Here is a 12,650-nt window from a genome sequence, read left to right on the forward strand (position 1 = left end):
ACGGCTCATCAAAGCCAGGGAAGCGGAGTTTCGGACGCTTTTCGAGACCGTTACTTGAGGATACATTTGCCATAATTATTCGCCCTCCACTTCGAACGGGAAATCAAGTCCCAGCTCGTCAAAAAACGGTTTCAATTCTGCATCAATGCCCTTAATTTCGTTCTGGAGCTGGCGGATTTCCGCAGCTACTTGGTTCAGATCAATCTCTTCCTCCGGCTCGAAGGTATCAACGTACCGGGGGATATTAAGGTTGAAGCCGTTCTCTGCAATTTCCTGCATCGTGGCAACATGGGCATACTTGTCCACATCCTCACGACGCTCGTAAGTCTCAACAATCTTGTCAATGTCGCACTCACGGAGAATATTTTGGTTTTTACCGGCTTCAAAATCGCCAGAAGCATCAATGAACAGAATGTTGTTGGCATTGTCATTTCGCTCTCTCTTGAGGACAAGAACACATACCGGAATGCCTGTGCCGAAGAAAAGGTTGGCCGGAAGACCGATCACAGCGTCCAGAACATTCAACTTCTGGATAAGGTGTTTGCGGATCACTTCTTCTGCAGCACCACGGAACAGAACACCGTGAGGCAACAGCACAACAGCTCGTCCGTCCTCATCCATGTGATGTACCATGTGCTGAACAAAAGCGAAGTCAGCCTTGCTCTTCGGGGCAAGCTTGCCGTACTCATTAAAACGGGGGTCTTCCATAAAGCTCAGATCGCCAGACCACTTAGCAGAATACGGGGGATTTGCAACCTGAACACGGAATTTCATGTCACCAAAGTAGTCATGCTCCAAGGTGTCTCCGTTGTAGATATTGAAATTCCGGTAAGGAATGCCACGGAGAATCATGTTCATTCGGGCGAGGTTGTAGGTCGTGGAAGTTAACTCCTGACCATAGTAGTTACGGACATTAGCATAGCTCTTGAGGCGAAGCAGAAGAGAGCCAGAGCCACAAGTGGGGTCGGCTGCATCCTTAACATCAGTCAGCCCAAGGCAAGCCAAACGGCACAGCAGTTCAGCAGGCCCTGAAGGAGTATAGAACTCGCCAGCCTTTTTACCGGCTGTTGCTGCGAACTGCCCAATCAGATACTCATAGGCATTGCCAAGGACATCAATCTTCGTGTCTTCCACACTAAAGTTGATCTCATCCAAAGAGGCAATGATTTTTGCCATAACAGCACTTCTATCCTTAACTGTGTGCCCCAACTTAGTAGAATCGAGCTGCATATCGGAGAACAGTCCGTCAAAATCCTCCTGCGAATCGTTGCCAAGAGTAGATTCCATCAGGGAGTTAATCGCTTTCTGTAAAAATTCAATATCAAAAGAACGATTTTCAACCATTTTGACCATCTTGCGGAACAGAAATTGTGGCTCAATGATAAATCCTAAGTCACGAAGAGCTTCCTCTACAACTGCGGTCTTATATTCCTCATCAGTCCAAGCATCCTCATAGCTGATATTATCATCTTTCAGCAGATTAGTCATGTACTTCTCGGTGCGATCCGAAAGGTAGTAGTAGAAAATCATGCCTAAGATGTAGTTCTTAAACTCGTAGGCTTCCATATTGCCCCGGAGAGCGTTTGCCATTGCCCAAAGTTTGTTACAAAGCTCCTTCTGGTGAGCCTGAATACTGTTGTCCATTTCACATTCTCCTTATTGATATTTTTCGGTATGCTGCCGGATAAAGTCTACAATCCTATTGACTAAGGAACGTTTTTTCAACAGCGGCATCGGTTTTTCGATACGGTCACGGATGTTACCCGCATCCATTGTACCGGAGAACTCGTATTCCGAGATGAAGTCAGTAAGCATAGCGGGGTCGATTTCCTCTGTTTGCGCAAAGGCAACGATTTCCTCACGCTTTGCCTCATTCTCAAAGTCGTTGTAAGCAGCGTCGATTTCGTCTGCACTCTCAAGGCCAACAACAACACGGTCTAAGAAGGCTTGCAGGATCTCAACCTTGCGAAGCAACTGCGGATTATCGGTTCGTCCCAGTTCTTCCTTGATGTGCTTAATATCATAGTCCTTCTGTTTAGCATCATCAAAGTGGATGTTACGGATGAGGTTCATGATATAGGCAACATTAATCCTGTCGCTCTCCATTAGCTCGATGCAGAAGTCCACATCGTTCAGGACAGAGACAACTTCTCGATCTTTCTTGTGCTTTGCATAGAGCATCAGGTATTTACTCTTATAGTCCTGATATTCCTGCTCTGTCATGATAAGTGAGTCCTGGTCAAAGCTGAACTCAATGAAAGTTTGCAGAGATTGGAGATACTTCGTAAGCTCACGGAAGGTCTCAATGAAAAGTTTCTGGTCATCCTCACTCTGCATAGTGTCGATGTCAGCCGGTGTCTGCGCAAGTTGCTTCAACCGAGTAACCATCTCATTGAATTTCTCTACAAAGTAGGGATATTCGGGAACGACAATGCCCGATGTGTCGTGGCTCTTTGAGAAGAGCGTAAGAGCATCATCCGTTCTCTTCTTCAAGTTTCGATAGCAGATGATAATACCGAAGGGCTTGGTCTCTTTTTCCACACGGTTTGTTCTGGAATAGGCTTGGAGCAAATCGTGGTATTTCAAGTCCTTGTCTACATAGAGAACGGACAACTGCTTGCTGTCGAAGCCGGTCAGGAACATATTTACAACCAGAAGGATGTCAAGGGGCTTTGTTTTCTTGCCCTTCACACGGTCGGAAATATCTTTATGGTATGCAGCAAATGTATCTGTCGAGAAGTTTGTGCTGTACTTCTCGTTATAGTCCTTGATGATCCGTTCCAGGGCATCCCGACTATGTTCATCTTTACCCTCAGCCTCTTCATTCTGCCCATAAGAGAAGATACCGCTAATATTCAGGTCATGTTTGATCTTCTTGAAGATGTCGTAGTATTTAATCAGAGCTTCAATCGAAGAGACAGCAAAGATGGCTGTGTACTGACCGTTTCTCGTCTTTGCCTTGTGATTCTGAACGATATGGTTTGCGATCAGCGACATCCGTTCCTCGGACATGTAGAGTTCGCCTACATCAATCGCATCCGCCATTGTGGGATCGTCCCAGTCAAAATCACCTTCCATTGTTTTAATGTACTCGATATGGAAGCCGAGAACATTGTTGTCGAATATAGCGTCCTTGATGAGATAATTATGTACGCATTCTCCGAACAGCATTTCCGTTGTCTGCGTAATTTTCCCCTCAGTCTTTCCGTTCACCTCAAAACGGGGTGTGCCGGTAAAACCAAAAAATTGCGCCTTTTGGAAGTGCCGAACGATGTCCTTATGCATATCCCCAAACTGACTACGGTGACACTCATCAATAATGAAGACAACCTTTTCATTTTTGTAGGTGTCCATGATCTTTGAATACTGAGGCCGCTTAACCGCATTTGCCATTTTCTGCATCGTAGTAACGATAAGCTGTCGGTTTTTATCCTGCATCTGTTTTACAAGGACATCGGTACGATCAGTTGCATCAACAGAGCCGTTCTCGAACTTGTTGAACTCTTCTGTTGTTTGAGAGTCTAAGTCCTTTCGGTCAACGAGGAAGATGACCTTTTTAATGTTGGGATTGGCTGCGAGAATCTGTGCCGTCTTAAAGGAAGTCAGTGTCTTTCCTGCGCCGGTTGTATGCCATACGTAGGCATTGCGGTTAGTAAGTGTAGCTTGCCGGACAAGGGCTTCCACCGCATATACCTGATAAGGACGCATCACCATGAGCAGTTTATCCGTGTCGTTAAGGATGGTATATCTCGTCAGCATCTTTATGATGTGATCCCTTGCAAGGAAGGAGATGGAGAACTCTTTCAAGTTGGTAATACGCACATTATTGAAGTCCGTCCAGAAGAAGGCGAGGCTATGAAGCATATCTCTGTCAGAGTTGGCAAAATACTTTGTATCTACACCATTGGACACTACAAAAAGTTGGATAAAGTGGTACAATCCATTGTAGGAATGCTTTTTGTAGCGCATCACTTGATTGACAGCTTCTCGGATGTCAATGCCACGCCGTTTCAATTCCACTTGAATAAGCGGAAGACCATTGACGAGTATTGTCACATCATAGCGATTGACATACTTGCCGACAACAGTTGTCTGATTTGTCGCCTGAAAAATGTTCTTTGTGTGGTCGGCATCGAAGAAAGAGAGGTACACCTTCGTCCCGTCCTCACGCTCCAACACGAACTTATCTCGAAGGATCTTTGCGCTCTGGAAAACAGATTTTCCGAGCATGATATTCATTACACGCTCCCATTCTTTGTCGGTCAAGGGGCGGTCAAGCTTCGATGAATTAAAGGTTTCAAATTGAGCTTTGAAGTTTTCTACCAGTGCGTCATAGTCTGGTATAGAGACGCTGGTATAGCCTTGCTTATTGAGCTGGTCTATGAACTGTTGCTCAAGGGCTGCTTCGCTTTGGTATGCCATATCTTCATCTCCTATACTTGAGGATATTTTTGAATAATCAGATATTGAAAATTTGAGATGCTTTTACAAAATAGGCTTTTACTGTGCAGAATCGTCATCAATAAATTCCATAATATCGTTCATTGTACACCCTAATGCCTTGCAAATCTTCCCAAGAATATCGGTTGTAACATTTTCACCATGATTTAATTTGTTGATGGTATAATGACTAATTCCAGCACATCTTTCTAAATCTCTTTTTTTCATATCTTTGTCTATCAATAGCTTCCAAAGTTTCTTATAGCTGACTTTCATAAAAATCCTCCATCCAAATAAAATCAGTTATAAAAGTAAGTATAGCAGAAATTTGTCGGTTTCTCAATTATTATGTTTGCGAACGATGTAATATTGAGCGATATTTTGGCATGTTTATTTGGCTTTTTGATATAGGGTGATATATCGTGGAGAAAACACCCTTGACAAATCACTTTCCAGAAGCGGATTTTGGAAAAGTATTGCCGGGATCATGGCTATACCGCCATCCGCCACTACGACGAGGACGACGGATATTCGGGAACCAACTTCAACCGTCCCGGATTCCAGCGGATGCTTGCCGACATCAAGGCGGGCAAGATCAAGCGCGTTGTCGTTAAGGATATGAGCCGATTCGGGCGTAACTATCTGCAAGTCGGGATGTACACGGAAATGCTGTTTCCAGAGTACGGCGTCCACTTTATTGCCGTCAATGACGGTGTGGACAGTGTGCGCGGGGACAGCGAGTTTACCGCCATCCGCAACGTATTCAATGAAATGTACGCCAAGGACACCAGCAAGAAAATCCGGGCAACATGGCAATCCAAAGGACGCTCCGGCGAACACCTCACCACTATCCCGCCTTATGGGTACAAGAAAGACCCGGAGGATAAAAAACAATGGATCGTGGATGAAGAAGCTGCCGCCGTTGTCCAAAAGATTTTTGCACTGTGCATGGACGGTATGGGGCCGACGCAGATTGCAAAATGGCTGCAAAAAAACAAGGTGTTGAACCCTACTGCCTACGCCTATGAAAAAGGCTTGCCGGTAGCGAACAAACCAACGGCCAATCCTTACAAGTGGACGAATGAAACGGTTTCACGGATTTTGGAGCGCCTTGACTATTTGGGCCATACGGTAAACTTCAAAACCACCAAACAATCGTTCAAGAGCAAGAAAAAGCTGTGGAACGACCCATCGGAATGGGTGATCTTCGAGAACACACAGGAACCTATCATTGAGGAAAGCGTGTTTCTGATCGTCCAGAAAATCCGACAGGGCCGCCGCCGTCCCACTAAGATGGGCGACATGGGAATGTTCTCCGGCCTGCTGTATTGTGCAGATTGCGGCGGAAAGATGTATCTGTGCCGGGCCAATCACTTCAAGCCAGAACAGGAATATTACATCTGTTCTACCTATCGCAAAGACCGCACCTTATGTACGACCCATTCGATCCGGCGCGTTGTTCTTGAAGAAATCGTACTGCGGAACCTGCGTGAAGCCATTCAGTATGTGACACAGTATGAGGATGACTTTGTGCAGCGGGCAGCGGATCAAAGCCTGCGGGAACGGGACAAGGAGCTGGCGCAAAAGAAAGATACCCTGACGCAATCGCAAAAGCGGATTGCCGAGCTGGATGTTATCATCAAGCGACTGTATGAGGATAACATTTCCGGCAAGCTCTCCGACGAGCGTTTCATTAAACTGTCCCGTGACTATGAGCTGGAACAGACCAACCTTACAAACCTTGTCGAACATCTTCGGCAGGAAGTAAAGGAACAGGAAAAGCAGAAAGTCAACGTCAGACAGTTTATTGCAGCGGTCAGGAAGTACACCGATATGCAGCAGCTTGACGCCTCTGTTCTCCGGGAGTTTGTGGAGAAAATTTATATCTCCGAGGTTTACACGCCGGACGAGAACGAGCCGCGCATTAAGGTCAGAGAAATTGAAATCGTCTATAACTTCATTGGTGCATTTGATTTTGAGGAAGCAAGGGAGCAATCCCAAGCAGCCCAAAAAGAAAAGAAAACCGGCGTAGCCTAAACTACGCCGATTCTCTCACATAAATGTTTTCTTACGTCACCGCCCCTAATCCCGGGTGGTTTTTTGTGCCGGTTTGTGCTACCATGGAAACCAGCCACGTAAAGGGAAAGGGGCGGTATCCATGATTCAGCCGGTAACAGCGGCACAACTGATGCAGGCGGCGGCCATCCACGCGGAAAGCTGGCGGGACTCCCACCGGGGGCTGTGTTCGCCGGCGTTTCTGGCACAGCACACACCCCAACGGCAGAAAGCCTATCTGGAAGCGGCCATCGCCGGCGGGGCGGCGCTGTACATGCTCACCGACGGCAAGCCGGTGGGCATCGTGACGGTGCGCGGCAGCTGCATTGAAAACCTCTACGTGCTGCCCGCCGAACAGAACAAAGGCTACGGCAGCCGCCTGCTGGAGTTTGCCATCGGGCAATGCAGCGGGGCGCCCACCCTGTGGGTGCTGAACACCAACCAGGGCGCGCGGCGGCTGTACGAGCGGCGGGGATTCCGCGTCACCGGGCAGATCGTGCGGCACGGAGACGATCTGTACGAACAGGAGTTCCGCCTGGACACAAATTGAAAACGGCCGGGTGCGAGGCAGACGCTTCGCACCCGGCCAGGTTTTGTTTTCAGGCAATATACAGGGGGTTGGGTTCCTTGTAGACGTTGCGGCGCTGGTAGGCCACGTGGCGGGCCAGATAGTCGATCCAGGCCTCGTAGGCGGGCTTCTTGATGTGGATGCCGTCCGCCTGCACATAGTCGGCCTTCATGTTGCCGTTCTCGTCGGCAAAGACCTCGTCCAGGTCGATGAGGTAGCACTCCTTCTCCACCGCGATGCGGGCCAGCTCGTTGTTCACCCGTTCCACCTGTTCGTTGCTCAGCTTGGTGGTCTTGGAGGGATCCACCGGCGGGATGGACTGGATATAGATCTTGACTCCGGGCAGCAGACGCTCCCGCAGCATGTCGATCATCTTGGCGTAGTAGGCCAGGAAGGACTGCTCTTTCTGTTCGTTGGCGTTTACCAGAGAGTTGGTGCCCAGCAGGATATACACCGCATCCGGGGCGCTGGCCTGTACCGCGTCCAGCACCACCAGTTCCTCGCCGGTGACCCGGTTTTTCACGGTGGAACCATTGACCACCGCATCCGGGCCCATGCTGCGGATACCCAGAATGGTGGAATGCCCGAACACCGAGGTCTGGTAGCTGTGCAGGCCCTCGGTGATGCTGTCGCCGATAAAGGTGACAGTATCAAAGTAGCTGATATCGATCATCGGCTGGGCGGGCAGGGCGATCATCGGCCCGTAGGGCGAGGTGACGGTCATGTTCAGGGTCGGGGCAGCCACCCGGGTCTGGGTGTTCCAGCTCAGATCCCCGGCGCTGACCGTGTCCTGCATGGCGGGCTGCTCGCTGCCCGCCTGGCTGTAGTCGTGGCTCACGGCGGGGGTGGCGGTGGGCTCGGCGAGCTGGCTCTGGCCGGGATCCGAAACCGGCGGCACCGAGGCGGGCTCGTCCCCCAGGGGAAGTTTCCCGCTCAGGCGCAGGGCCCCCCAGATGGCGGCGGCAATCAGCACAGCGCCGATCAGCAGCACCATAAACCGGCGCAGCCGCCGCTGACGGGCACGGCGCCGGGTCTTCTGTCGAAATTCCTGATAGGTTGCCATAAAGGGCACACCTCCTCACTGGGCGGGCGCATCGCCCGCGAAAATCAGGCGCGGAACGGGATCAGGCTTCCCCTTCCGGCGCGGCGCTGTCGGCGCTGGTGTCAGCGGCAGCGGTGGTTGTGGTTTTGGTTGCGTAGGGGCTGCCGTACAAAAACGGCAGATCGGCGGAATAGGCCACATGGCGGCTGATATAATCCACCCACTGTTTGTAGCCGGTGCCGTTCAGATGGATGCCGTCCTCGGCGGCCAGATCGGCGCTCAGATCGCCGTTTTCATCGGCCAGGCAATCGTGCAGGTCCAGGTAGTGGCAGCCCTGCGCCAGGGCCAGCTGGGCCAGCTTCTCGTTCACCCGGCGGATCTGCTCGTTGTTCAGGGTGGATACCTCCGGCCGCACCGGGGTGATGGACTGGATATACAGTTCCGCGTCCGGCACGACCTCCTTGAACATCTGGATCATCCGCTCGTAGTAGGCCAGGAAGGATTCCTCTTTCTTTTCGTCGGCACTGACCAGGGAGTTGGTGCCCAGCAGCACATAGACGGCCTTGGGATCGGCGGCCGCCACCGCGTCCAGCGCGATCTCCTGCACGCCGTCCTCCCTTGTGAGGGTGGTGCGGTTCACGATATCGCTGGGATGGATGCTGCGGTAGCCGCAGATGGTGGCCACCCCTTTAATGGAGGTGGAATAGGTGTAGAAACCGGCGGTGACACTGTCGCCCAGCATGACCACGTTCTGGAAGTATTCCGGCTTGACCAGGCCGGTCTCCGGCTGGGCGATCCGGTCGGCGTCCAGCTGCACCAGGTTCCAGCTTTCCTGCTGCACCGGGCCGATGGAGGAAAAGCTGGTGTTCTGCACAAGGCCGGTGCCGGTGTTGGGCAGCGGCGCCAGCGCCACGTTGCCGTCGGAAACGGGGGCGCTGCTGTCGGCGGTCTGCCCCTCGGGGGGCACGATCCAGTTGAGCAGGGCGGTGATCCCCGCGGACAGGGTCAGAATGACCACAGCGGCGCAGAGCAGCGCCAGAGTGCGGCGCAGACGCCGGCGGGCCTGCCGCTGCCGGTGGCGGCGGCGTACACGTTGATATTCGTCCATTTGCGGGGTCCCCCTTTCCCGGGCGCTTTGTGTTTTATTGTACCACGCCCGGCCCGGTTTGCCAACCAAAAAAGGGGCGAAATAAAGAAGTTACCAAATGTTCACAATCACAACACGCCCGGCACTTGACGCGGCCGGACCAGCCGCCTATAATAAACATAGTATTCAATACCACGTAAAAGGAGCTATCGTCATGACCTGGAAAATCGTTGCCGATTCCAGCTGTGAGCTGCGCCATCTGGAGGGCCTTGGCCCGGACCTGAGCTTTGATACCGTACCGCTGAAAATCCGGGTGGGCGAGCGGGAGTTTGTGGACAATGCCGCGTTGGACACCGCTGTCATGATGTCCGCCATGGGCAACTACAACGGGCCCGCCACCACCGCCTGCCCCAGCCCGGAAGAATGGGCGGAAAAGTATCTGCAGGCGGATCAGGTGATTGCCCTGACCATCACCAGCGGGCTGTCCGGCACCTACAACAGTGCCCTGGTAGCCAAGGAAATGGTGCTGGAGAGCCATCCGGAAAAGAAGATCTACGTGCTGGACACCCTGTCCACCGGCGGGCAGATGGTGCTGGATATCTGGAAAGCCCGGGAACTGATCGAAGCCGGCCTGCCCTTTGAGCAGGTGTGTGCCGAACTGGAGATCTACAACCAGCAGCGCGGCCTGCTGTTTGCCCTGGCCAACTTTGACAACCTGGTCAAGAACGGGCGGATGAGCCGTCTGGTGGGCTTTATGGCCGGTGCCATGAACATGCGGGCTGTGGGCCGTGCCAGCGACGCGGGCAAGATCGAACTGCTGCACAAGACCCGGGGCGAGACCCGGATGCTGGCCTACATTCTGGAAAGCATCGACCGCAGCGGCTACGACGGATCGGGCCCGGTGGTGATCAGCCATTGCTTCAACGAGACGGCGGCCCATCTGCTGGCCAACGGCATCCACAACAAGTGGCCCGGCGCCCGGGTGGAGATCCTGCCCACCGGCGGCCTGACCAGCTTCTATGCGGAACGGCAGGGCCTGATCGTGGGCTATTGATCCGCGCACATTGTATATACGAAACCGCCCCGCCGGGATATTTCAACCCGGCGGGGCGGTTTTTGCTGTATACAGGCTGTGAGCATGAAAACGGGGACACGCCCTTTGTGGGCGCGTCCCCGTTTTGTCCGGTGTATCAGGCGGCGCTGTCGGAAGAAGCAGCGTTCTGCTCGCTTTCGGCTTCCTGGATGGCGTCGTCCACATCGCCCAGGGTACGGCCCGGGTCAATGTTTTTGCCCAGGGGCCAGTCGTACCCGGTGGGCAGGCCCAGCAGTTCCGCATCCACCGGCATCTCCGGATCGCGGAAATGCTCGTTGAGCAGCTCGGCCATGGCGTCCCGGTCGGTGTAGTAAACGCTGGTCTCGGGATAGCTCTCCCGGGGCGGGTCGATGGTGAGCGGGCCGCCCGGGCTGCGCACCACATACACGTCCTCCGGCTCCACCTGCATCATGGTAGCGTACAGGCCCCAGATCTCGGTGATGTCCAGGTCGGTCTTCAGGTAAGGGGCGATGGACCGGCAGGTCTCGTAGTAGCCTGCCAGGGTGCACTCGTTCAGGAAGTAGTCCAGCACCGCCGCATAGAAGTACTGCTGTGTCTCCAGCCGCTTGTAGTCGCTCTGGGTGTAGTTGCGGTTGCGCAGGATCAGCTCGGCTGCATCGCCGCTGACCTTGTGCCGCCCCTGGGGCACCGCCAGTACCTCTTCCTTGGTGTCCTTATCAATGTAGACGATATCCCAGGGCACGTACATCTCGATGCCGCCCATCACGTCGATCATGGTTTTGAAGGCGTCCATCTCGATATACACATAGTTGTCAATCGGAAGCTTATACAATTCGTAGATTTCATTGGCCAGGTTATTGACCAGGTGATCCTGGTCGGGGCCGTTGGCGTATACCTCGTTGATCTTGCAGTAATAGCCGGTAATATCCCCCACCATGGTGTCGCCGTACCAGGTGTCCCGGGGGATCTGCAGCACGTTGACCTTGCGGGTATCCCGGTCGATCTGTACGTACAGGATCACGTCGGTCATGCCCTTGCCCTCGGCGTAGGTGCGGCCGGAGTCGTCCGCGTCGTAGTCGATGCCGAACACCAGCAGATTATAGAACCGCTCGCCATTGGCCTCGATGTCCGGGTCCTGGGTCTGGCTCAGACTGCCTACCTCAGCGGTGTCAAAGATGGCGGAGATCTGGCTGTACATATATACCGCCACGCCCGCCACCACCAGCACCACGGCCAGCAGCACACAAGCCAGGATCAGCGGCCAGCGCCGCCGTGTCTTTTTGTTCTGTTCCAAAGTTCTGTCTCCTCGCTTTCCCCGGCGGGCCGCAGGGCCCCGGCCGGTATCTGTGTACAAGACAAAAGCGGGCCGGGCCCGGAAAATCCCGAGCCCGGCCTCGGGCAGCTTTTATTATACACGAATTTTACGAAATTGGGAGAGTTTTGCCCGAATTTCGCCCTTTGTAACAAAACGTCTGTAACTATTTTGTAATATTTCTCAAAATCAACCAACAGTTACCAGGGTAGTGCCCGGATAGTAGTGGGCCAGGATCTGGCTGTAGTTCCAGCCTGCCCGGGCGTAGCCGATGGCGCCCCACTGGCTCATGCCCACGCCGTGGCCATAGCCCCGCACCGTAAAGATAAAGGCATCCTGGGAAGCGTCGTACTGGACGGTAAAGGCTGGGCTGCGCATGGTGCGCTTGCGGCCCCAGATATCGGTCTGGCCGCCCAGCAGGGTGCTTTGCAGGTAGGTGCCGCTCTTGGTGACCGAGCCGATCCGCACCCCCTTGACATAGCCGTAGGTGGTGGTGCTGGTGACCTCCAGCCAGGTGGAGGGGTCGCCGGTCAGGTCGATGCCCAGCTTCTCCTTGGCCCGGGCGGCCACGGTGGCGCTGGAGTAAACCTCGGTGGTCTCCCAGTTGGTGGCGGTAGAGGCATCGTAGGGGCTTTCCACCTCAACCAGGTAGTTGCGCACGCCGCCCCACACGTCCACACTGGCGGTGGTGCCGCCGGCGCAGCTGGCGTGATAGGGGGTAAAGGCCACGGTGTTGCCGTAGGCCACCACAATGTGGGCCACCTCGGCCACATTGGCCCGCACCGAATCGGTGGGGGTGCGGCCCGCCACCGAGGGATAGGCGGTGCCCTGGCTCAGAATCCAGCTGTGGGCCGCGATGGCCTGGGCCTTCTGGGCCTCGGCCGGGGCGGAGGAGCCCACCTCATTCATCACGATCATGGCCAGGCACTCGGTCAGATCCATGGTCTGGGGGGTGCCGTTCATGGTCACGTTGATGGTGGAGGAGGTTGTGGGCGGCGCGGTGGGGGCCGGGGTGGTCTCGCCGCCCTCCGAACCGCCGGAACTGCCGTCACCCGGATCGGTGGGCACAGCGGTGGGGGCCGGGGTGATCAC

The 12,650-nt window shown here is 53.9% G+C and carries 10 protein-coding genes; 3 read left to right on the forward strand and 7 right to left on the reverse strand.

Annotated features, from left to right (window positions below; translation table 11 throughout):
• Positions 1–75: 75 nt before the first annotated feature.
• From B5E65_RS15720 to B5E65_RS15730, 3 genes are all read right to left on the reverse strand, one after another.
• Complete coding sequence (locus B5E65_RS15720; protein ID WP_087172709.1) at positions 76–1,644, reverse strand: type I restriction-modification system subunit M; 1,569 nt, start codon at positions 1,642–1,644, stop codon at positions 76–78.
• 12 nt (positions 1,645–1,656) lie between these two features.
• Positions 1,657–4,422: a type I restriction endonuclease subunit R gene (locus B5E65_RS15725; protein ID WP_087172710.1), complete on the reverse strand. Its 2,766-nt coding sequence runs from the start codon at positions 4,420–4,422 to the stop codon at positions 1,657–1,659.
• Between the two features lie 78 nt (positions 4,423–4,500).
• A complete protein-coding gene (locus tag B5E65_RS15730; RefSeq protein ID WP_007037445.1) occupies positions 4,501–4,716 on the reverse strand; it encodes a helix-turn-helix domain-containing protein in 216 nt (71 codons plus the stop codon).
• A gap of 189 nt (positions 4,717–4,905) precedes the next feature.
• Between B5E65_RS15730 and B5E65_RS15735 the strand changes: the two genes are divergently transcribed.
• On the forward strand, positions 4,906–6,477 hold the full coding sequence (locus B5E65_RS15735) for a recombinase family protein (protein ID WP_087172711.1): 1,572 nt from the start codon (positions 4,906–4,908) through the stop codon (positions 6,475–6,477).
• 121 nt (positions 6,478–6,598) lie between these two features.
• Entirely contained in the window at positions 6,599–7,045 is a 447-nt protein-coding gene (locus tag B5E65_RS15740; RefSeq protein ID WP_087172712.1) for a GNAT family N-acetyltransferase, read from the forward strand.
• Positions 7,046–7,094: 49 nt separating this feature from the next.
• Here B5E65_RS15740 and B5E65_RS15745 read toward each other — a convergent pair whose 3' ends face one another.
• Entirely contained in the window at positions 7,095–8,126 is a 1,032-nt protein-coding gene (locus tag B5E65_RS15745; protein WP_087172713.1) for a GDSL-type esterase/lipase family protein, read from the reverse strand.
• 61 nt (positions 8,127–8,187) lie between these two features.
• Positions 8,188–9,213 (reverse strand): DUF459 domain-containing protein, encoded by a 1,026-nt coding sequence (locus B5E65_RS15750; RefSeq protein ID WP_087172714.1) that lies wholly within the window; start codon positions 9,211–9,213, stop codon positions 8,188–8,190.
• A 193-nt stretch (positions 9,214–9,406) separates the two neighbouring features.
• Here B5E65_RS15750 and B5E65_RS15755 point away from each other — a divergent pair, with 193 nt between their 5' ends.
• Positions 9,407–10,246, forward strand: a complete 840-nt coding sequence (locus B5E65_RS15755; protein ID WP_158098618.1) for a DegV family protein — start codon at positions 9,407–9,409, stop codon at positions 10,244–10,246.
• A 136-nt stretch (positions 10,247–10,382) separates the two neighbouring features.
• On the opposite strand, the gene B5E65_RS15760 is transcribed toward B5E65_RS15755, so the two are convergent.
• On the reverse strand, positions 10,383–11,540 hold the full coding sequence (locus B5E65_RS15760; RefSeq protein ID WP_087172716.1) for an LCP family protein: 1,158 nt from the start codon (positions 11,538–11,540) through the stop codon (positions 10,383–10,385).
• A gap of 207 nt (positions 11,541–11,747) precedes the next feature.
• On the reverse strand, positions 11,748–12,650 hold a 903-nt coding region (locus B5E65_RS15765; protein ID WP_143403049.1), incomplete at its 5' end, for a SpoIID/LytB domain-containing protein.

It is taken from the genome of Gemmiger sp. An120, assembly GCF_002160955.1.
GTDB classification, from domain to species: Bacteria; Bacillota; Clostridia; order Oscillospirales; family Ruminococcaceae; genus Gemmiger_A; species Gemmiger_A avium.